The sequence below is a fragment of the Pseudomonas sp. UYEF17 genome (assembly GCF_040546125.1).
Lineage (GTDB): Bacteria > Pseudomonadota > Gammaproteobacteria > Pseudomonadales > Pseudomonadaceae > Aquipseudomonas > Aquipseudomonas putida_Z.
On sequence record NZ_JBEPNE010000019.1, the window covers coordinates 19,241 to 40,365 of the forward strand.

At 63.2% G+C, this 21,125-nt stretch carries 18 protein-coding genes; 8 read left to right on the forward strand and 10 right to left on the reverse strand.

What is annotated here, in order from left to right; translation table 11 throughout:
* Nucleotides 1-98 precede the first annotated feature (98 nt).
* Together ABIB24_RS22415 and ABIB24_RS22420 are read left to right on the forward strand one after the other, a co-directional pair.
* Entirely contained in the window at nucleotides 99-989 is an 891-nt protein-coding gene (locus tag ABIB24_RS22415; RefSeq protein ID WP_025339029.1) for a universal stress protein, read from the forward strand.
* Nucleotides 990-1,238: 249 nt separating this feature from the next.
* Nucleotides 1,239-3,362, forward strand: coding sequence for a TonB-dependent siderophore receptor (locus ABIB24_RS22420; RefSeq protein ID WP_354317256.1), 2,124 nt, complete (start codon nucleotides 1,239-1,241; stop codon nucleotides 3,360-3,362).
* A 117-nt stretch (nucleotides 3,363-3,479) separates the two neighbouring features.
* On the opposite strand, the gene ABIB24_RS22425 is transcribed toward ABIB24_RS22420, so the two are convergent.
* The 4 genes from ABIB24_RS22425 to ptrR all read right to left on the reverse strand — a co-directional run bounded on the left by ABIB24_RS22425 (nucleotide 3,480) and on the right by ptrR (nucleotide 6,435).
* Nucleotides 3,480-4,001 carry an acyloxyacyl hydrolase gene (locus tag ABIB24_RS22425; protein ID WP_046614221.1) on the reverse strand — a complete coding sequence of 174 codons (522 nt, stop codon included), beginning with the start codon at nucleotides 3,999-4,001 and terminating at the stop codon, nucleotides 3,480-3,482.
* 197 nt (nucleotides 4,002-4,198) lie between these two features.
* A complete protein-coding gene (locus tag ABIB24_RS22430; protein ID WP_025339027.1) occupies nucleotides 4,199-4,945 on the reverse strand; it encodes a phytanoyl-CoA dioxygenase family protein in 747 nt (248 codons plus the stop codon).
* 54 nt (nucleotides 4,946-4,999) lie between these two features.
* On the reverse strand, nucleotides 5,000-5,443 hold the full coding sequence (locus ABIB24_RS22435) for a hypothetical protein (protein WP_025339026.1): 444 nt from the start codon (nucleotides 5,441-5,443) through the stop codon (nucleotides 5,000-5,002).
* A gap of 125 nt (nucleotides 5,444-5,568) precedes the next feature.
* Nucleotides 5,569-6,435: a putrescine utilization regulator PtrR gene (gene ptrR, locus ABIB24_RS22440; RefSeq protein WP_013972688.1), complete on the reverse strand. Its 867-nt coding sequence runs from the start codon at nucleotides 6,433-6,435 to the stop codon at nucleotides 5,569-5,571.
* A gap of 107 nt (nucleotides 6,436-6,542) precedes the next feature.
* Between ptrR and ABIB24_RS22445 the strand changes: the two genes are divergently transcribed.
* The gene (locus ABIB24_RS22445) at nucleotides 6,543-7,928 is read left to right on the forward strand and encodes an aldehyde dehydrogenase family protein (protein WP_039613622.1); all 1,386 of its coding nucleotides are present in this window, start codon (nucleotides 6,543-6,545) and stop codon (nucleotides 7,926-7,928) included.
* A gap of 152 nt (nucleotides 7,929-8,080) precedes the next feature.
* Here the strand turns inward: ABIB24_RS22445 and ABIB24_RS22450 are convergent, their stop codons facing one another.
* Both ABIB24_RS22450 and ABIB24_RS22455 read right to left on the reverse strand, forming a co-directional pair.
* Complete coding sequence (locus ABIB24_RS22450; RefSeq protein WP_354317258.1) at nucleotides 8,081-9,991, reverse strand: DEAD/DEAH box helicase; 1,911 nt, start codon at nucleotides 9,989-9,991, stop codon at nucleotides 8,081-8,083.
* 164 nt (nucleotides 9,992-10,155) lie between these two features.
* The gene (locus ABIB24_RS22455) at nucleotides 10,156-11,055 is read right to left on the reverse strand and encodes a helix-turn-helix domain-containing protein (RefSeq protein ID WP_025339023.1); all 900 of its coding nucleotides are present in this window, start codon (nucleotides 11,053-11,055) and stop codon (nucleotides 10,156-10,158) included.
* A gap of 183 nt (nucleotides 11,056-11,238) precedes the next feature.
* On the opposite strand from ABIB24_RS22455, the gene ABIB24_RS22460 reads away from it, so the two are divergent.
* From ABIB24_RS22460 to ABIB24_RS22470, 3 genes are all read left to right on the forward strand, one after another.
* A complete protein-coding gene (locus ABIB24_RS22460) occupies nucleotides 11,239-12,597 on the forward strand; it encodes a glutamine synthetase family protein (protein WP_025339022.1) in 1,359 nt (452 codons plus the stop codon).
* A gap of 190 nt (nucleotides 12,598-12,787) precedes the next feature.
* Nucleotides 12,788-13,876, forward strand: a complete 1,089-nt coding sequence (locus ABIB24_RS22465; RefSeq protein ID WP_137163868.1) for a polyamine ABC transporter substrate-binding protein — start codon at nucleotides 12,788-12,790, stop codon at nucleotides 13,874-13,876.
* A 13-nt stretch (nucleotides 13,877-13,889) separates the two neighbouring features.
* Nucleotides 13,890-15,185: an NAD(P)/FAD-dependent oxidoreductase gene (locus ABIB24_RS22470; RefSeq protein WP_085704449.1), complete on the forward strand. Its 1,296-nt coding sequence runs from the start codon at nucleotides 13,890-13,892 to the stop codon at nucleotides 15,183-15,185.
* Between the two features lie 103 nt (nucleotides 15,186-15,288).
* On the opposite strand, the gene ABIB24_RS22475 is transcribed toward ABIB24_RS22470, so the two are convergent.
* On the reverse strand, nucleotides 15,289-15,594 hold the full coding sequence (locus ABIB24_RS22475; protein ID WP_003260255.1) for a helix-turn-helix domain-containing protein: 306 nt from the start codon (nucleotides 15,592-15,594) through the stop codon (nucleotides 15,289-15,291).
* On the reverse strand, nucleotides 15,575-15,958 hold the full coding sequence (locus tag ABIB24_RS22480) for a type II toxin-antitoxin system RelE/ParE family toxin (protein ID WP_085615606.1): 384 nt from the start codon (nucleotides 15,956-15,958) through the stop codon (nucleotides 15,575-15,577). The genes ABIB24_RS22475 and ABIB24_RS22480 overlap by 20 nt, the downstream gene beginning before the upstream one ends.
* Nucleotides 15,959-16,169: 211 nt before the next feature.
* Here ABIB24_RS22480 and ABIB24_RS22485 point away from each other — a divergent pair, with 211 nt between their 5' ends.
* Entirely contained in the window at nucleotides 16,170-16,847 is a 678-nt protein-coding gene (locus tag ABIB24_RS22485; protein WP_085704445.1) for a DUF3313 domain-containing protein, read from the forward strand.
* Between the two features lie 158 nt (nucleotides 16,848-17,005).
* Here the strand turns inward: ABIB24_RS22485 and ABIB24_RS22490 are convergent, their stop codons facing one another.
* Nucleotides 17,006-18,382, reverse strand: a complete 1,377-nt coding sequence (locus ABIB24_RS22490) for an L-serine ammonia-lyase (protein ID WP_354317260.1) — start codon at nucleotides 18,380-18,382, stop codon at nucleotides 17,006-17,008.
* A 146-nt stretch (nucleotides 18,383-18,528) separates the two neighbouring features.
* On the opposite strand from ABIB24_RS22490, the gene ABIB24_RS22495 reads away from it, so the two are divergent.
* Nucleotides 18,529-19,470 carry a LysR substrate-binding domain-containing protein gene (locus tag ABIB24_RS22495; protein WP_075046970.1) on the forward strand — a complete coding sequence of 314 codons (942 nt, stop codon included), beginning with the start codon at nucleotides 18,529-18,531 and terminating at the stop codon, nucleotides 19,468-19,470.
* Between the two features lie 181 nt (nucleotides 19,471-19,651).
* On the opposite strand, the gene ABIB24_RS22500 is transcribed toward ABIB24_RS22495, so the two are convergent.
* Nucleotides 19,652-21,073: an undecaprenyl-phosphate glucose phosphotransferase gene (locus ABIB24_RS22500; protein ID WP_075045164.1), complete on the reverse strand. Its 1,422-nt coding sequence runs from the start codon at nucleotides 21,071-21,073 to the stop codon at nucleotides 19,652-19,654.
* Nucleotides 21,074-21,125: the final 52 nt, after the last annotated feature.

Consider the following 21,125-nt stretch of genomic DNA (forward strand, 5'->3'; position numbering starts at 1 on the left):
CGTGCCGCGCCAGCCTCCGTCGGCCGCTCATGCGGCCCTGCGCGGTCTAGACTGAACAAGACCAGACACCGGGGGGCTGCCACACGTGGAGGTGTGAGATGAGCCAGTTCAAGCGTCTGTTCGTCATGCTCGGCCCGCAGATGCGCCACACGCCAGCGCTGCAACGCGCTGCGGCGTTGGCGGAATCCAGCGGTGCCTTGCTGGATATCAACGTGTTCGTCGACGATGTCGACACCTTCGGTTTGATGAGCGATAGCCGCGAGCGTGAGCGGCTGCTCAGCGACAACCGCCAATGGCTGGCGGACGAAGCCGAACAACTGGCCAACGCCGGCCTGGATGTGTCTACCGAACTGCTGCTGACCCGCGATCCGCTGGGCAGCGTGCTGGAGCGGGTGGAACGGCTGGGTTGCGACCTGCTGATCAAGGACGTGCAGCACGAACCGGTGCTCAAGCGCCTGCTGGTAACGCCACTGGACTGGCAGTTGCTGAAGGACAGCCCGGTCGCCGTGCACCTGGTCAGCGATATCCGCCTGCCGCTGCCCCGGCAGATTGCCGCCGCGGTGGACCTGAACAGCCATGGCGCCGGCGAGCACCTGGATGAGCAGGTGATCCATTGCGCCCATGCCCTGGCCCTGCAGTGCAATGCCGAGCTGCACCTGCTGCATGTGTGCGACGCGGCCAAGACCCACATTGCCGACTTCGGCGCCGGCACAGTGACCATGCCAGGCTTCGATGTCAGCGTGCGCACCGCGCAGCGGGCGGCGTTCAACCGGCTGGGCGACCACCACCAGATCCCGCTGGAGCGCAGGCACTTCCTGGAAGGGGCCGCGATCAAGGTGATTGCCCAGTTCGTCGGGCACAGCCGGGCGGATGTGATCGTGATGGGCAGCCACCGGCATGACGCCATGCAGACGTTCCTGGGCGGGACCACGGCGCATGTGCTGGAGCATCCGCTGTGCAATGTGCTGGCGATCAAGGCGGTTCGGTGAGTGCTGGTATACCTGCACCGGCCTCTTCGCGGGTGAACCCGCTCCCACAGGAATTCCACTGACCTCAGGCTTGGTGAACCCCCTGTGGGAGCGGGTTTACCCGCGAAGAAGCCAACACAGATTCCACCCTTGGTATCTGGTACACCAGTGCCACACAAAAAGAATGCATGCATTTGATAATGATTCGTAGTAGTTTCTCGGCGCTTGCCCACCCTACCCTCAGCGCCCTACTCCAGGATCGTACCGTCGATGCGTCGCACGTTCGTTTCGCTTTGTGTGCTTCATGCTGTCTCCCCGCTGGCCTTTGCCGAGCCTGAACCGCTCGGCGAACCCGCCCAGATCGAACTCCAGGCCCTGAACATCACCAGCAGCGCCGACAGCGAACGTGCCGATGGCCCGGTCGAGGGCTACAAGGCTACCCGCTCGGCCAGCGCCACCCGCACCGACACCGCCCTGCACGAAACCCCGCAATCGGTCAGCGTGGTGCCCAAGGATGTACTGGAAGATACCGGCGCCACGCGCCTGCAGGATGGCCTGGACTACGCCGGCGGTGTCGGCCGCGCCAACAACTTCGGCGGCCAGGGCCTGACCACCTTCACCGTGCGTGGCTTCACCACCGGGGAGTTCTACCGCAACGGTTTCCCGATCAACCGCGGCTACCCCAACGCCCCCGACGCCAACACCGTCGAGCGCCTGGAAGTGATCCGTGGCCCGGCCAGCAGCCTGTACGGCCGTGGCGACCCCGGCGGCACCTTCAACGTGGTCAGCAAGCAGCCGCTGCCAGAGTCGAAAGTTACCCTGGGCAGCCAGTTCGATGACCAGGGCATGCACCGTGCGACCCTGGACGCCACCGGGTCGCTGAACCAGGACGGCTCGCTGGCCTACCGCCTGAACCTGCTGGGCGAAGGCGGCGAAAGCTTCCGTGACGACGTGGAAAGCGAGCGCTATGACGTGGCGCCGGTGCTCAGCTGGCAGGTCAACGACAGCACGAAGATCGTCTTCGAGGGCGACTTCATGCGCAACAACCACCCGCTGGACCGTGGCCTGACCCGCTACGCCACCCAGACTGGCAGCGCCTCGCGCGACACCTACATCTGGGAGAAAGGCAGCGACAACCTGCTGCACAATGACAACAACATGGCCCAGTTGCGTTTCGAGCACCTGCTCAACGACAACTGGACGCTGGGTGGAGGCTTCCAATACCTTGACGGTTCACTCAAAGGCAATGCTGTAGAGGCCACCAGTGCCCCCGCAGATGGCCGCACCCTGCAGCGCAACTTCAATTACCGCAAGCTGGAGTGGTCCGACCGCGACTGGCAGCTGAACCTCACCGGGCATTTCGATACAGGCGCGTTCAGCCACACCCTGCTGACCGGCGTCGAGTACGAGAACTATCACTACAGTTCGATCATTCGACGTTCCACCGCGCCCTACACGATCGATATCTACAACCCGGTACTAGGCCAGCCGAGGCCGGAGCTGGCAGCGGTACCAACCACCTGGGACAGCGAGAAGCTCGAGACCTGGGCGTATTTCATCCAGGACCAGGTGGCTCTGACTGAGCGCTTGAAGGCACTTGCAGGTGTTCGCTTCGAGCGTTTCGAGCATGACTACGACGACAAGCGGCCCGCAAACCGAGACTTCAGCAAAGGCGAGAATGGCGTCACCCCGCGCGTTGGCCTGATCTACGACCTGACCGATACGGTTGCCGTCTATGCCAATACCGCCCGTTCATTTAAGCCCAACAGCGGCGCCAGCCTGCAAGGTTCGGGCTTCGACCCGGAGAAAGGCAAGTCGTATGAGCTGGGTGTGAAATGGGAAGCGCCGGACCGTCAACTGAGCGTTGACGCGGCGATCTACCACATCGTCAAGGAAAATGTGCTGACACGCGACCCGGCGGACCCCAACTACAACCTTGCCGCTGGCGAAGTACGTAGCCGTGGCCTGGATATCAACGTTGCCGGAAACCTGACACCGGAGTGGCGTGTGATCGGTGGTTATGCCTACGTTGACGCTGAAGTGACCAAGGACAACCGCCTGCCCTCTGGCACCCGGCTGGCGAACATTCCAAGGAACAGCTTCAGCCTGCTCAACACCTACGAATTCCAGGACGGATTGGCTAAAGGCCTTGGTCTGGGGGTTGGTGTGAAGTACGTCGATGACCGCAATGGCCAAACCGAGGCAGTGACTTACAACATGGACCAGTACACCGTTGTCGACCTGCTGGCCTTTTACAAGGTCAACGACAACATTCGCCTCAACCTGGACCTGAAGAACCTGTTCAACAAGGAATACGACGAGGGAGCATTCAACTTCTACGCCTACCCAGGAGCGCCGCGGACGGTGCAAGCTGGGGTTTCGTATACCTTCTGACCGTTCCTGGGGCTGCTTTGCAGCCCATCGCGACACAAGGCCGCTCCTACAAGGAAACCGCGATCTCCTGTAGGAGCGGCCTTGTGTCGCGATGGGCCGCAAAGCGGCCCCCCGGTCTCAGAACCCTTTGCTGTAGAACAGCGAGTACGACTCGATGCCGTCGTTAGGCTGCTTGAGCCCCGCGTTGGAGTAGTGCATCGCGCGGATCCCCACCTTCTGCTCCCCCGGCAGTTTCAGGCCGAAGCCGATGCGGTCTTCGAAATTGACCGACGAGCCCAGGCGCTGGTCGCCCACGTCGGTCTTGGAAAACGCCGCCAGACCAATGCCGGCCTCGATGTACGGGGTATAGGTGAAACCGCTGAACTCGTAGGTGAACACTGGGCTGAACGACAGCGAGTGTGCGCCACTGGCCTCACCGCCTTCCCAATAGGTGTAGGCCGCATCCCAGTATCCGGTCAGATGACCGGTGCTGCTTTCCAGCCATTTCTTGTCCCAGTCGAACGAGAGGCCAATACGGTAGGTCATGTCACCTTGGCCAGTGGCGCCAACGGCGCCGGTCACCTGTGCTGCCTGAGCCAGATTCGTTCCGGCAAAGGCCAGCACTGCAGCAGCCAGCGAAGCTGCTAGACGGGTTTTCATCAATGACTTCTCCTGATGGTCTATACGGCAAGCGGGGGCTTGGGCCCCTCGATCTTATCTGGCGACCGGATGCATCCAGACCGGTCACACGAAGTAATACTTTTCTGATTATCGACCAGATAAACACAAAGTTGAAAGTGAATTGCCACCATTGGCTAATACCCTGCGCCAGCATCTGCCATGCCGAACAGCAGCGGTCAGTCGTATTCCGCCTCTTCGTGTTCGCCCAGCAGGCGCCTTTGCCTGGGGGTGGCTTCCTCCAGCACCTGCGGGTTGAAACGCCAGTTCAGGTACGGCGAAAACTTCTGCGCGACCATGCGCCGGCCATAGTGCACTTGCAGCATGTCGCGCTCGCGTGACTGGGTGCAGTTGGCCCCGCCGCTGTGCCAGACATCGCTGCGAAACACCAGCGCGTCCCCTGCCTTGCACAGCACCGGCTGGGCCTCACGGCCCTGCCAGTGTTGCTCGCCAGCCTGTGGTGGCCGCGCCGCGCGGTGGCTGCCGGGCACAATCCAGGTCGGCCCGATGTGATGGTCGATATCGCTGAGGTACAGCTGCGCAGTCAGGATCTGCGGGGGCTGGGTGAAATCGCCGCGCTCGCTGAGCCAGTCGGGCAACTGCATGGGCAGATGGTCCAGGTGCAGGGCCACGCCGGGGTAGCCCGGGTGGCTGCGCCAGGCGGTCTGGCCGATCACATGGCAGTCGGCGCCCAGTGCCGCTTCGGCCAGGGCGATCAGCGGCGGCAGGTCGAGAAAGGGCAACCACAACGGGTTGCGGTTGAACACGCACTTGTAGTGTTCCAGCAGCCCCTGGTAATCCCAGTGGATGGGCTGCAGGTCATCGATGGCGCAGCGCAACAAGGCGATACGCAAGGGTTCGAGCACACCGGGGAGCAACACATAGCCCCGCTCGTCCAACATCTCCAGCTGAAGGTCCAGGCTCATGGCGATGCGCTCCTTTCAGGCAGGAGCACATCCGTACTCCTGCCCTTTTTTTCATCAACGCCAGTTCAGGTTCACGGTCGCGGGGGTCTTGCCATTCACGGTCACCAATTGCTGCACCGTCTCACCCTGGGCGTTGCCAGTCACTTTGTATTTGCCGGGAGGCAACTGCACATACAGCAGCGGCCCGGCATCCGTAAGGCTGAGCACGGGCTGGCCCTGTGCATTCTGGATGTCGACGGTGGCACCGCTCTGGAACTTGCCTTCCGGGCCGGTGGAGAGTTCCACATGCAGGTCATAGCCCGGGGTCTTGCGCAGGGCGTTGGCTTCGTCCTGGCCGATGCCGCCTTGCAGGTAGCGGACGCCGTTCTGCTCCTGCTGTTGCAGTTGCACGGCCTGCATGTCGATGGGGGCATTGAGGTCTGCGGCGGCCGCCAGGGTCCATGGCAGCGCCAGGGTGATCAGCAGTGCCGCGCCGAGGGCATAGTGATGGTTACGCATGGTACGACCCTCCTTTCGAGGATGGCTTACCTATTATCTGATCCTTCGGGCGTAACGGCGTTCGTGCTGATGCATGGTCGTCTGGATGAAATTCGCATCAATGGTGTGAATATTGTGCTGGAACATCAGGTTGCGCGCCCTTCCTCAAGCAGTTTCACGAACATGCTCAAACTGCGCGATACCGTGCCCCGTCGCCACACCAGCCAGGTTTTCAGGTAACGGAAATCCTCCGACATCGGCCAGGCACTGACGGTGCTGCAACCGGGCATGTTGTCGAGCATGCTGCGCGGCATCATGGCCAGGCCGGCGCCGGCGCTGACGCAGGCCAGCATGCCGTGGTACGACTCCATTTCGTGGATCTTGCCCGGCACCGCCTGGTCCTGCACGAACCAGTTCTCGAAGTGGTGGCGGTACGAACAGTTGGCGCGGAAGGCGTAGATGCTTTCGCCGTTGACGTCCTGGGCGCGGGTTACCGGGGCGTGGTTGAGCGGCGCGATGACCATCATTTCTTCCTCGAACACCGGCATGCCTTCCAGCGTCGGGTGCAGCACCGGCCCGTCGACGAACGCCGCCACCAGGCGGCCAGACAACACGCCTTCGAGCATGGTCCCGGAAGGCCCGGTGGACAGGTCCAGGTCGACCTTGGGGTAGCGCTGGTTGTAGGCCGCCAGCAAGGCCGGGATGCGCACCGCGGCCGTGCTTTCCAGCGACCCCAGGGCGAAGGTGCCTTGCGGGTCTTCACCGGCCACGGTCAGCCGCGCCTCGTGCACCAGGTCGAGGATGCGCCGTGTGTATTCGAGGAAGTTCCAGCCCGCGGGGGACAGGCGCAGGCGGCTCTTCTCGCGGATGAACAGCTCCACGCCCAGGTCCTCCTCCAGTTGCTTGATACGCGTGGTCAGGTTCGACGGCACCCGATGGATATGCTGCGCGGCGGCACTGATGCTGCCCTGCTCTGCCACGGCCTTGAAGATCTCCAGTTGCACCAGGTCCACAGCCTTTCTCCAAACGTGAATGTTTCGCTCATTATTATTCAGTTTTCATTAAAGCCATAGCCCACTAGTCTGGCGTCACGGTTCAACAACAACGAGAGTGTCCCGCCATGAGCGCGATCAGCAGCCTGACCCACGCCATCTCCCTCGACCCGTACAGCGGCGAGCAGATCGGCGCCTACCCGTTCGACACCGACGCCGCACTGGAAGCGGCGCTGCAACGCGCCAAGGTTGGCTACCGCCAGTGGCGCCAGGTGTCGCTGGGTCAGCGCAGCGAGTACCTGCTTGCCCTGGCCAGCACCCTCGAAACCAAGGCCGAAGCCTTCGCGCAAATGATCAGCCGCGAAATCGGCAAGCCTGTCGCCCAGGCCCGTGGTGAAGTCAGCAAGTGCGTCGGCCTGTGCCGCTGGTACGCCGAACATGGCCCGGCCATGCTCGCCGCCGAGCCGACCCAGGTCGAGAAAGCCCGCATCGAATACCGCCCGCTGGGCCCGATCCTGGCCGTGATGCCATGGAACTTCCCGGTCTGGCAGGTACTGCGCGGCGCCGTGCCGGCAATCCTGGCCGGCAACACCTACGTACTCAAGCACGCGCCGAACGTGATGGGCAGCGCCTACCTGCTGGGCGAGCTGTTCAAGGATGCCGGCCTGCCGGAAGGCGTGTTCGAAGTGCTGAACGTGACCCCGGACGGCGTCACCCGCGCCATCAACGACCCGCGCATCGCCGCCGTGACCCTGACCGGCAGCGTGCGTGCCGGCATGGCGATTGGTGCGCAAGCCGGCGCGGCGCTGAAGAAGTGCGTGCTGGAGCTGGGCGGTTCCGACCCGTTCATCGTGCTGGCCGACGCCGACCTGGATGCCGCCGTGAAAGCAGCCGTGATCGGCCGTTACCAGAACACCGGCCAGGTCTGCGCTGCGGCCAAGCGCCTGATCGTCGAGGAAAGCATCGTTGACGAATTCACCCGCAAGTTCGTCGAGGCCACTCGCGAGCTGAAGGTCGGCAACCCGCTGGAAGAAGGTACCTACATCGGCCCGATGGCCCGTTACGACCTTCGCGACGAGCTGGATGGCCAGGTCCAGGCGACCATCGCCGAAGGCGCCACCCTGCTGCTGGGCGGCCACAAGGTCGATGGCGTTGCCAACTTCTACGCGCCGACCGTGTTCGCCAACGTCACCCCGCAGATGACTGCGTTCAAGCAGGAGCTGTTCGGGCCGGTAGCGGCGATCATCAGCGCACGTGATGCGGAGCATGCGGTGGAGCTGGCCAACGACAGCGAGTTCGGCCTGGCCTCGACCATCTACACCGCCGACTACGCGCTGGCCGAGCGCATGACCGCGGCGCTGGATACCGGCGGCGTGTTCATCAACGGCTATTGCGCTTCCGACCCCCGCGTGGCGTTTGGCGGGGTGAAGAAGAGCGGCTTCGGGCGTGAGCTGTCGCACTTTGGTGTGCGTGAGTTCACCAATGCCCAGACGGTGTGGCTGGACCGTAACTGATTCAGCGTAACTGGGGCCGCTTTGCGGCCCATCGCGACACAAGGCCGCTCCTACAGGCGATCACGGCGCGATCCTGTGGGGCCGGCCTGTATCGCGGTCCCCTGTAGGAGCGGCCTTGTGTCGCGATGGGCTGCAAAGCAGCCCCAACAATATCAATCCCGAACCTGGTCCTTGACCCAGTCCAGCATCCCCCCTGGCACGATCAGTTCATGCCGCGCCCGCGAACAGGCGGTATACAACCCCGCCAGCATCCGCGCCCGTTCATTGCGGTTCCCCGCCACCTGCGGCGCTACCATCAGCTCCGGCGACACCATCACCCGGGCGAACTCCATGTTCTTCACATCCCGCACCCGCCCCAGGAACAGCTTGGGCGCCTTGTCCCATCGGTAACGGCTCTTGGCCCTGGCAAAGTGCTCTGGCGTGTAACCCTTGCGCAGCATGTTGGCCACGGCGACGAACGCCTTGTCATCACCCTTGTCCTGCTCCAGCGCCTGCCAGCTGGCATAGCGGAACAGCATCGGGTGACGCGGCCGGGTGCCATGGCGGTACAGCTCGATGCAGTCTTCGACGAACAGCTCGAAGTCCTTGCGCGCGCTTTTCAGCAGCACGAACGGCACGCCCTGGTGGGTCAGGCGCTGGAACCAGCCAAACAGGCCCCATTCATCGTCGACGATCAACGCCGTGGGCTGTTCCGGCACCGTTACCGCATCGAAGAAGCTGACCCGGGTGTAATGCTCGGCGCTGCCGCTGAAGGCTGCCTGGATCGCCGCCGGGTGGGCCTGGATCAGCGGGTTGAGCACGTTGTCCATCGCCGGCCCGGCCCGCAGCGAGTGGTCGATGTAACGCTGGCGGATGAAGCCGCCATGGTGCGCGCTGAGGCCGTTGAGGTTCTGCAGCTCGTCACCCAGGGCAATGATCGACTGCGGGCTGCGGTCGAGCACGGCAAGCATCGGTGCCGACAGCTCGTGGGCCTCGTCGACGATGACATGGGTGTAGCGGCTGTCGATCACATGACTGGTCAGCGACAGCAGTTTGACCCGGTGGTAGTCGCGCACCGGCAACTGGATTTCCCGTGCCGACGGGCGAATCAGCTCCTGCCAGTACAGCCGTGCCTTTTCCAGCAACACTTCCTGGTCCAGTGGCGTGGTCCCCGGCCCGGCCCAGGGCAGGTGGTGCAACTGCAGCTGGGTGTCGGCGCTGTGGCAGAACGTGCGCACCGCGCGGATGCACAAGGCAACCACATCGCGCGCGGCGAGCGGGCCGATGTCGGGAATGGCCAGCCAACGTACCACCTGCGCATCCTGCGGGCGCCACGAAAGCTTGGTGCGATACGGGTCGCGCAGGCGCCAGCCATTGCTGGTGAGGTCGCGGTTGAGCAGCTCGTCGGCCAGCTGGCCGAAGGTCAGTGCGGTGTAGGCGGCGGCATCCTTGACCCGCGCCTGCAGCGCGCGCAGCTGGCCTTCGGTCAACGCCAGCAACAGCGTGCGCTGCGGCTCGAGCAGGCGCGCGAACTGGTGAATCAGGAAGGTCTTGCCGGTGCCGGCAAAGCCCTGAACCGCCACCGACTCATCGATACCACTGAGGAATTCGCGCAGCAGGCGGTTCTGTTGGTCGCTGAGCATCAGGTCGCTGGCCAATGACGGCAGGTACACCGGGTGCAGCGGGGTTGCCCGCTGGCGGTAGCTGTCGGCGAACTGGAAGTTCCACTGGCCCTCGGCGTCCAGCAACTCGTCGGCCTGGTACTCCACCTCGGTCGACAGCAGTGCGATACCGTTTTCGCCCAGCATGCCCAGGCCCATGGCGAAGGCTTCGCGATCGAAGTGCTGCGCTACCTGGCCCTGGAAGCGCCCCGGCGCGGCGCTTTCGACCTCGTTGGCAATGCGCACTATTTCGGCAAAGCGGCGCTCCTGCGCATCCGCCGAGGCGGTGGCGGGCTGGCGCGGCAGGTTCTGCACGAACAGCACTGCGGCGGCGTCGAGGACGCTGGCGGTGGTGAAGAAGTCGGTGGTGGGCTCGCTGGCGAGGCGGTCGGCCTGGTCGCTGGGCAAAGGCAGGTAGAACATCGGCACCTCGGGTGGAATCAGGGCGGCACGATAGCAATTTTCGCTGTGGAATGCTGGGTTGTGTATTGCCTGGGCCGGCCTCTTCGCGGGTGAACCCGCTCCCACAGGGACCTCACAACGCCTGGCACTGAGGTGATCCTGTGGCAGCAGCTATACCACCAGATTCAGCCCCTGCCCCGCTTCAAGGTCTCGCTGGGAAACTCTTTGAACAACTGCCGGTAACTCTCTGAAAACCTTCCCAAATGCCAGAACGACCAACGCATCGCCACCTCGGCCACGGTCACTTCACCGCCGTGCAGCAGATCGCGCCGCGCACCGTTGAGCCGGCGCAGGCGCAACCAGTGCGCCGGCGGCATCCCGGTATACGCCTTGAAGGCTTGCTGCAACTGACGCAAGGAAACCCCGGCAACATCCGCCAGCTCCACCAGGTTAAGCGTCTCCTCCGGGCAGTCGGCCGCCCACTCGCTCACCCGGCGCATGATCGCCCGTTCCTCGTCACGCCGGCCCAATGCCACGCCCTGCAGGCGCTGGCAGGCGTTGTCGAGGATGAACAGGCAGTCCTCCAGCAGCTGCTCCGCCAGGGCCTGCCCCTGCAGCGGGCAATCCGCCTGGCCCAGGCGGGTCAGCGTCGCGCTCAGCCAGCTGCCGAACAGCGCGTTCTGGCCGCTGCCCAGCGGCACCATGAACAACCCTTCCAGGCGCTGCGGGTCCAGCCCATGGCGGGCCAGGAAGGCCTGGTCGAACACGACCGCCACTTCCTGGTAGTTCTCCGGGGTGATCCAGATGTTGCGGCTCTGTTCGTTCAGCAGGTACAGGCTGTTCTCGCTGCAGTCGAAGCAGAACGCCAGCGAACCGCTGGGTGCGCGGAAAAACTGCTCCACCCGGGTGTTCAGCCGCTCCTCGTATACCTCCACCCCGTCCAGCCCCAGGCAACGCAGCTCTCCGCTGAAATGCCCGGGCGACATCTGCCGGTACTGCTGCTGCCAGCCAGGGGTGGCACGTACTTGTTCGGTCACGTCGGTGGTGTGGAAAGCCTGGACTTGCAGGGCATTGGCGGTTGTCACGCTCGGTCCTAGTTGCACTCTTTTGGTGCATTCATTGCCGGAGAAAGTGGATAGATCAGCCATGCGGGCTGCGACCAAGATAGTCTCCAGCGCGTCACCTGGGAAGCGGGACGCCTTCGAAACCGTAGAACGGTTTACGCTGGCACGCCTGCTCCCACACTAAAACCCAACCAAGAGGTCTGTATGAACGCCCCCTTCGATCAGCTGTCCACCTGGCTGAAAGAACACCGGATCACCGAAGTCGAATGCGTGATCAGCGACCTGACCGGCATCGCCCGCGGCAAGATCGCGCCCACCGCCAAGTTTCTCCATGAGCGTGGCATGCGCCTGCCCGAGAGCGTGCTGCTGCAGACGGTCACCGGCGACTACGTTGACGATGACATCTACTACAACCTGCTCGATGCCGCCGACATCGACATGGTCTGCCGCCCAGACCCGAGCGCCGTGTACCAGATCCCGTGGGCGATCGAGCCGACCGCGATCGTGATCCACGACACCTTCGACAAGCAAGGCAACCCCATCGAGCTGTCGCCGCGCAACGTGCTGAAGAAAGTGCTCAAGCTGTATGCCGACAAAGGCTGGCAGCCGATCGTGGCACCGGAGATGGAGTTCTACCTGACCCAGCGCTGCGAAGACCCGGACCTGCCACTGCAAGTGCCGCTGGGGCGTTCCGGCCGTGCCGAAAGTGGCCGCCAGTCGTTCTCGATCGATGCCGCCAACGAGTTCGACCCGCTGTTCGAAGACGTCTACGACTGGTGCGAGATCCAGGGCCTGGACCTGGACACGCTGATCCATGAAGACGGCCCGGCGCAGATGGAGATCAACTTCCGCCACGGCGACGCCCTGGACCTGGCCGACCAGATCACCGTGTTCAAGCGCACCATGCGTGAAGCCGCGCTCAAGCACAACGTGGCCGCCACCTTCATGGCCAAGCCGATCACCGACGAGCCCGGCAGTGCCATGCACCTGCACCAGAGTGTGGTCGACATCGCCACCGGCAAGCCGATCTTCGCCAATGAAGACGGCAGCATGAGCCAGCTGTTCCTGTACCACATCGGCGGTTTGCAGAAGTACATCCCCAAGCTGCTGCCGATGTTTGCGCCCAACGTCAACTCGTTCCGCCGCTTCCTGCCGGACACCTCGGCACCGGTGAACGTCGAGTGGGGTGAAGAAAACCGCACCGCCGGCCTGCGCGTGCCCACCTCCAGCCCCGAGGCGATGCGCGTGGAAAACCGCCTGCCGGGCGCCGATGCCAACCCGTACCTGGCCATCGCCGCCAGCCTGCTGTGCGGCTACCTGGGCATGGTCGAGCGCATCGAGCCCAGCGCCCCTGTGCAGGGCCGTGCCTACGAGCGGCGCAACCTGCGCCTGCCGATCACCATCGAGGACGCCCTGCAGCACATGGAAGACTGCGAGACCGTGCAGCAGTACCTGGGCAAGCAGTTCGTCCAGGGGTACGTGGCGGTCAAGCGCGCCGAGCACGAGAACTACAAGCGCGTGATCAGCTCGTGGGAGCGTGAGTTCCTGATGCTGAGCGTGTAATCAACTTCCAAGGCATGCACTGGACCTGTAGGAGCAGCCTTGTGCTGCGAAGGGGCCAGTACCGCCACAGTAGATCTTTTGCCCTACCGGCCTCTTCGCAGCACAAGGCTGCTCCTACAAGGTAATGAGTCACCTGTGGGAGCGGCCGCCATACACCGAACGCCAAGAACAATACCAACGAGGTGTCCCCATGCGTCATCTGCAAGCCCTGATCCCCGCCGCATTCGCCCTGCTGTTCGCCACCACCACCCAGGCCACTCCCTCGGTCAGCGTGTACAACTGGACCGACTACATCGGTGACACCACCGTGGCCGACTTCCAGGCCAGCAGCGGGATCAAGGTGGTCTATGACGTGTTCGACTCCAACGAAACCCTGGAAGGCAAGCTGCTGGCCGGGCGCACCGGCTATGACGTGGTGGTGCCATCCAACCACTTCCTCGCACGCCAGGCCCAGGCCGGTGCCTTCCTGCCGCTGGACCGCAGCAAGCTGCCCAACTGGCAGCACCTGGACCCCAAGCTGCTCAAGCAGCTTGAGCAGAACGACCCGGGCAACCAGTACGCCGTACCCTACCTGTGGGGTACCAACGGCATCGGTTACAACATCGACAAGGTCAAGGCGGCCCTGGGCGTCGACCATGTCGATTCATGGGCGGTGCTGTTCGAGCCCGAGAACCTGAAAAAGCTCAAGCAGTGCGGCGTGGCATTCATGGACTCGCCCGATGAACTGTTCCCGGCCGTGCTCAACTACCTGGGCATGGACCCGCGCAGCGAAAAACCGGCCGACTACGCCAAGGCGGAAGCCCGCCTGCTCGAACTGCGCCCCTATATCACCTACTTCCACTCCTCCAAGTACGTTTCCGACCTGGCCAATGGCGATGTCTGCGTGGCCTTCGGCTACTCCGGCGACGTGTTCCAGGCCGCCAACCGCGCCGTGGAGGCGAAAAACGGCGTGAAAGTCGCCTACAGCATTCCCAAGGAAGGCAGCAACCTGTGGTTCGACCTGCTGGCCATCCCCAAGGACGCCAACAACCCCGAACAGGCCCTGGCGTTCATCAACTACCTGCTCGACCCCAAGGTGATTGCCAAGGTCAGCGCCACGGTCGGATATGCCAACGCCAACCCCGATGCCCAGGCCTACATGGACGCGTCACTGGTGAAAAACCCCGAGATCTACCCACCCCAGGACGTGCTGGACAAGCTGTACATCTCCAGCACGCCGAGCCCGAAGATCATGCGCGTCATGACCCGCTCCTGGAGCAAGATCAAGTCCAACCGCTGAGTCGAGAACGCCCATGTCTTTCACTACCCAACACACCGCTTCGTACTATGCCGCCACGGCACGCGATGCAGCGCCCTATCCCAGCCTGGACGGCGAACTGACCGCCGATGTGTGCGTGGTCGGCGGCGGGCTGACCGGGGTCAATACCGCCCTGGAACTGGCCGAACGCGGGCTCTCGGTGGTGCTGCTTGAAGCCCGGCGTATCGGCTGGGGCGCCAGCGGCCGCAACGGCGGCCAGCTGATTCGCGGCATCGGCCATGACGTCAGCGGCTTTGCCCGGCATGTCGGCCAGGACGGCGTGCACTACCTGAAACAGGCCGGCATCGATTCGGTAGCGCTGGTGGCCAGCCGCATCGCCCGGTACGGCATTGCCTGCGACCTGCGCTGGGGCTTCTGCGAACTGGCCAACACCCCTGCGCAGTTCGCCGCGTTCAAGGACGAACAGGACGACCTGGCCGCACTCGGCTATCGCCCTGAAACCCGCCTGGTCAGTGCCGACCAGCTGCATGAAATCGTCGCCAGCGACCAGTACGCCGGCGGCCTGGTGGACATGGGCTCGGGCCACCTGCACCCGCTTGACCTGGTCCAGGGCGAAGCCCGCGCCGCCCACGGCCTGGGCGTACGCATCTTCGAGCAGAGCCCGGTGCTGCGCATCGAGCACGGCCCCCGCGTGACCCTGCACACAGCCCGTGGCAAGGTGCGGGCAAGCAGCCTGGTGCTGGGCTGCAACGCCCACCTCGATGAACTGGAACCACGCCTGAGCGGCAAGGTGCTGCCGGCCGGCAGCTACGTGGTGGCTACCGAGCCATTGCCCGAGTCACTGGCCAGCAGCCTGATCCCGCAGAACATGGCGCTGTGCGACCAGAAAGTCGGCCTGGACTACTACCGTCTGACGGCAGACCGGCGCCTGCTGTTCGGCGGTGCCTGCCACTATTCCGGCCGCGACCCCAAGGACATCGCCGCCTACATGCGGCCCAAGGTGCTGAAGGTGTTCCCGCAGCTGGCCAACGTGCGTATCGACTACCAGTGGGGCGGCATGATCGGCATCACCGCCAACCGCTTCCCACAGGTCGGGCGCCTCAGCCAGCACCCCAACGTTTACTACGCCCAGGGCTATTCCGGACATGGGCTGAACGTGACGCACTGGACGGCGAAACTGCTGGCCGAAAGCATCGCCCTCGGCCACAGCCAGGGGCTGGACGTGTTCAGCGCCGTGCCACACCTGACCTTCCCCGGCGGCAAGGCACTGCGCTCGCCGCTGCTGGCGCTGGGGATGTTGTGGTATCGATTGCGGGAGGTGCTGGGTTGACGTGGCAGCGGGCTTGCCTGCGAATCGGAAGTTAAACGAAATTTTTCAAAAAATTCCGTAGCTCACTGTTTTTAAGGGACTTTCAAAAAACAAGACAAAAGACTCAAAGAAGAACCTGTAACCCTTTGTTTTTAATAATATTCAGCAGCTTCAAAGCCGGTCCCGATGGGCGCGTCTCGCCCTGCTCCCATTTGCGCACTGTCGATGCGCTCGTGTGCAAATGCATCGCAAAGACCGGCTGGCTGAAGTTGAGTGCCTCGCGCAAACGGCGTATGTCCAGTGCGCTGAAATCTCGCACTGGTGCAGGGCATAGCGCTTCGTAATCCCGAAGCGTGACCTTGCCGATCGCTCCGGCCTCGTGCAGGGCGACAAGGTCCTCGCGTAACGATTCAATCAGTTTGCTGCTCACAACATACCTCCATCAGCACACCCGCCTGCAACGCCCGGCAGAGCGCTAGCGGTGATAAATCCAGAAAGACTTTGCCAGCGAATCGCAGCGCTTTCTGTTCCTCCAAGGTGATATTTGCCTTGTCACTTTTGGCAAAGCCATGCAGGAAAACACATCGATTGCCGATGCGGGCGGAAAGAAGGGTTCGATAACCGCCGCGCTTTCCCGCACCATGCGCTGCCACGCGTTTTTTGAACAACTCACCACCCAGGCTCGCATCGACCAAGCCCCTGCACATCTCGTCCACTGCTTTACACAGCACTTCGTCGCTGAGCCTGTGAGCGGCTTGCCAACGCGCGAAATCCTTGCGCTTGAAAATTTCCATCACCGGACCCCAACCATACCCTTAACGGGCATAGTTTTCCAAGGGCGGCAGAAACTGAAAAGCCTGCGAGGTCCCAAGACACTGTAGGAATTTGCGCGCCTGGGAACATTACCGCAGCCAATTCCCACTACAGATTGAACCAGCCCACTAGCCAACTGTCGCGCACCTGCTAGCGTTGTTCTGGCCGACCTATCATGGATGCATCTTCATCATGAAATCATTGCCCCGCATTACCCTGTTGTGCGCCGCACTGCTTACCATGGCCGCCTGCTCCAGCAATCGCGTGGACCCAAAGGACTACTCCGGCTTCCTCAAGGATTACAGCCGGCTGCAGGAAGCCAAGAGCCCGTCGGGTGACCCGGTGATGCGCTGGATCGACCCCAAGGTCAACGTCAACCAGTACAGCCAGGTGTTCATCGAGCCCAGCCAGTTCTACCCCAGGCCGCAGCCGACGGCGGTCATCTCGGCGCAGACGCTGCAGGAAATCACCCGCTACTTCAACGAAGCGCTGCGCCGTGAAATGGGCAGCGTGGTACCGCTGGCCAAGGGCCCCGGCCCGGGCGTGATCGTGGTGCGCCCGGCCATTACTGCGGTGTCCACCAGCAACGAGGGCCTCAAGCCCTATGAGGTCATCCCAATCGCGCTGATTTCAGCCGGTGTGAACACCGCCATGGGCGGCCGTGACCAGGAGGTGGATGTCGGCGTGGAGGCTGCGTTCCTCGATGGTGCCAGCCAGAAAGTGCTGGCCCAGGTCGTGCGCAAGGGCACGGGGCAGGATCTGGAGAACAAGACCACGCAGCTGACCCTGAATGACGTCAAGCCGGTGCTGGATGGCTGGGCCAAGGACATGCGTGCGAGCTTCCTGGAAGCGAAGCAGAAAGCCCGCTGATACCGACCGGACACGGAACCTGTGGGAGCGGCCTTGTGTCGCGAAAGGGCCGCAGAGCGGCCCCGGGATCTCAGCTCAGGCGCATGAATGGGGCTGCTTCGCAGCCCTTTCGCGACACAAGGCCGCTCCCACAAGACCGCGCTGACCGCTGCGGTGACTCAACATTCGACGAAGGCAACGGCCAGGCCGCCGCGCGAAGTCTCCTTGTAGTTGGCATGCATGTCCGCCCCGGTATCACGCATGGTGCGGATCACCCGGTCGAGCGAGATGAAGTGCTCGCCGTCCCCCCGCAACGCCATCTGCACGGCGTTGATCGCTTTTACCGCAGCAATCGCGTTGCGCTCGATGCACGGCACCTGCACCAGGCCGCCAACCGGGTCGCAGGTCAGCCCAAGGTTGTGTTCCAGGGCAATCTCGGCGGCATTTTCCAATTGCGGCGGCGTAGCGCCCAGCACCTGGGCCAGGCCGGCAGCGGCCATCGAACAGGCCGAGCCCACCTCGCCCTGGCAACCAACCTCGGCCCCGGAAATCGACGCGTTCTTCTTGCACAGGATGCCAACCGCCGCTGCCGCCAGCAGGAAGTCCACCACGTCCGCGTCGCACGCGCCCGGGTTGAACTTCATGTAGTAGTGCAGCACCGCCGGGATGATGCCAGCCGCACCATTGGTAGGCGCCGTGACCATGCGCCCGCCGGCGGCGTTCTCTTCATTCACCGCCAGGGCGAACAGGTTGACCCATTCCATGGCGCTGAGGGTGGAACCGATCACGTTGGGCTTGCCCAGTTCCTGCAGGCTGCGATGCAGCCGCGCCGCACGGCGCTTGACGTGCAACCCGCCCGGCAGGGTGCCTTCGTTGCGCAGGCCGTTGTCGACGCATTCACGCATGGCGCCCCAGATCCGCAGCAGGCCCTCGCGTACCTCGGCCTCCGGGCGCCAGGCACATTCGTTGGCCATCATCAGCTGCGCCACGCTCAAGCCATGGGCCTTGCACAAGGCCAGCAACTGCGCGGCACTGTCGAACTCGTACGGCAGCACCACCGCGCTCGCCTCGCCTGCTGGCGCATCGATCTCGGCTTGCTCGACGATAAAGCCACCGCCCACCGAATAGTAGGTCTGGCACAACAGGCTGCCCTGCCCGTCCATGGCTTCGAGGCTCATGGCATTGGGGTGGTACGGCAGGTTCTCGTCGAGCAGCAGCATGTCGCGGCTGTAGTCGAATGCCAGCGGGTGGCTGCCATCGAGCATCAGGCAGTGCTCCTGCATCACCTGGCCGATGCGCGACTCGATGGTGGCCGGGTCGATACGGTCCGGCCATTGCCCCATCAGGCCGAGCAGGCAGGCGCGATCGGTGGCGTGACCAACCCCGGTGGCCGACAGCGACCCGTACAGCCGCACCTCGACACGGGTTACCTGGGCCAGCAGCTCCTGTTCGCGCAGGGCCTGGGCAAAGGTAGCCGCCGCCCGCATCGGGCCGACGGTGTGGGAACTGGACGGCCCGATGCCGATTTTGAAAAGGTCGAAAACACTGATAGCCATGCTAATGCCTGACCGTACCCGGGTATGAAGCCGCAGCACGGTTATCTGGAGAAATTGAGCGGTATTGCGATTTTGCGCGATACTGCCGCGCTGGCTCATGGATGACCAACGAAACTTCCTAAGCAAGGCTTTAGTGGTACTAAACGATGCGACGACAACTCAACGGCCAGACGTTCGTCTGGCTACACGTGTTCGCCTGTGCGGCCCGGCACTTGTCCTTCACCCGCTGTGCCGAAGAGCTGCACATCACCCCGGGCGCCGTCAGCCAACAGATGCGCCAGCTGGAGGAACGCCTGGGCTATCGGCTGTTCCTGCGCCGGGCGCGCGGTGTGGAACTGAGCGCCGAAGGGCAACGCCTGGCGCAGACGGTGACCGAAGCCTATGGCAGCATCGAAGCCGAACTGCTGCGCCTGGACGCAGGGGAAATCCGCGGCACCTTGCGCCTGCGCTCGATCCCGTCGTTCCTGGCCAAATGGCTCACGCCTCGCCTGCCGCGCTTTCAACAACGCTACCCGGACATCGAGCTGCGCCTGGTGGCCGAAGACAGTGCCCAGGCGTTGACCCCAGGCGATTTCGACCTGGCCATCGACCTGAACGATGGCAGCTACCCCGGCATGCTCTCGACGCCGCTGCTGGACGAGCAGATCTTCCCCGTGTGCTCCCCCACCTTGCTGCGCGGGCGCCCGCCACTGCACGGGCCGGCAGACCTTGCGCACTACCCGCTGCTGCACGACATCACGGCCTGGCGCGGCAGTTCGGAATATGCCGAATGGGAGTTCTACCTGGAGGGCATCGGCGCCGCCGGCCTGGATGTGCGGCGCGGGCACACCTTCAACCGCAACCACCTGACCATCGAGGCGGCGATTGCCGGCATTGGCGTGGCGATTGCCCGGCGCACGCTGCTCAACGACGAACTGGAGCGCGGGGCGCTGATCGTGCCGTTCGGGGTGCCGATCGCCAACCACAAGCGCTATGTGGTGCATTACCCGCCGGGCGGGCTGAACCAGCCGGGAGCGCGGGCGGTGCATGACTGGCTGGTGGAGGAAGCGCGGGGGTTCAGGGAGTTGCACCCGCTGAACAAGGACTAGGGTGGCCAAGAGCGCTTGCCCACTTTCATGGAATTACGAGTGACTCATTGAATTAGCAGGGACCCTGTGGGAGCGGCTTTAGCCGCGAACACCGGCACAGCCGGTGCCATGCACCGCGTTGGATTCTTCGCGGGTAAACCCGCTCCCACAGGGTGCGCAGAGCGCTTGCGAGATTTGTGCCTCAGTAGGCCTGCTTGCCGGTAAAGGCGCTAAGTGTGCGCACCAGAATCACGAAATCCAGCCACAGCGACCAGTTGTTGATGTATTCGATGTCCGAGTCCACCCGCTGGATCATCTGCTCGATATCCCTGGTCTCGCCCCTGAACCCACGCACCTGCGCCAGGCCGGTCATGCCAGGCTTGATATTGTGGCGGGCAAAGTAGTCGACGATGTCCTGCGAATACAACGTGTCATGCTGCAAGGCATGCGGCCGGGGCCCGACCAGCGACATCTCCCCGGTCAGCACATTGAACAATTGCGGCAGTTCATCCAGGCTGGTGCGGCGGATAAAGGCGCCGACCCGGGTCAGCCGCGGGTCGTTCCTCTGCGCCTGCTTCACCACGCCATCTTCCGGCTGATGGACATGCATGCTCCTGAACTTCCAGATGCGGAACGCTTCCCCGGTCCAGCCGGTGCGTTCCTGGCGGAAGAACACCGGGCCGCGGCTATCGAGCTTTATGGCCAGCGCAACGGCCAGCAACACCGGCGATGCCAGCAGCAGGATCAGCGCCGCCAACACCCTGTCCTCGAGGTTCTTCAGGAACAGGCTCATGCCCGTCAGCGGTGTTTCCGACAAGGTCAGCACGGGAATGCCGGCAATTTCCCGCACGCTGTGGTTGATCAGGCGCAACGAGAAGATATCCGGCACCCAGTTCACCGCAATGCACTTGTCGAGCAACTTGAAATACACATCATTGATGACCTCGGAACCGCCCAGTGGGGTCACCAGGTACACCGTGCGGATGCCGTGGCGAGCCACGATATCGTCAAGCTCGGCAACATGCCCGAGTACCGGCATGCGCTGCTTGCCGTCGGCGCTTTCGCGCCCCGGCTCATCGGCGCTGTCGATCAGCACGCAACCCAGCACACGCTCACCGAACCAGGGGTTGTTGCTGATTTTCTGGTACAGGAAGTTGGCCAGGTCACCGGCGCCAATGATCAGGGCGTTGTCCAGGCGGGCATGGGCGGTGAAGCGCTTTTGCAATTCGCGCACGGCAAAGTGCAGGAACAACTGGGCGATGTAGCCAATGATGAACAACTGCACGACCAGCAGCCGCGAATAGGTTTCGCTCTGTTTGGCCAGGAAAGCCATGACTACCAGGAAGCAAAAGGTTACCGACCAAGCCTTGAACAGCCGGAAAGCCTTGATGGAAAGGCCGACGTTGGTACGGTATATCGCATAGTGATCGTAGATGACTGCCAGGGCCCCCACCAGCAACAGCAGCATGATCACGTAATCGGAGGTGATGTAGCCAAACTTGTCGTAGATCAGGTACCAGGCGATACCGGTGACTGCAATCCCATCTAGGCCGGCCTGAATGGCGTTACTTACGCTGCTTCTTCTCTGCAATAAGGACCGACTGCTTCTGGGCTCTAGAACCATTTCAGACCTCATCAATTTGCGTGCAGCAAGTGCATTCCACAAACCAGCAAGA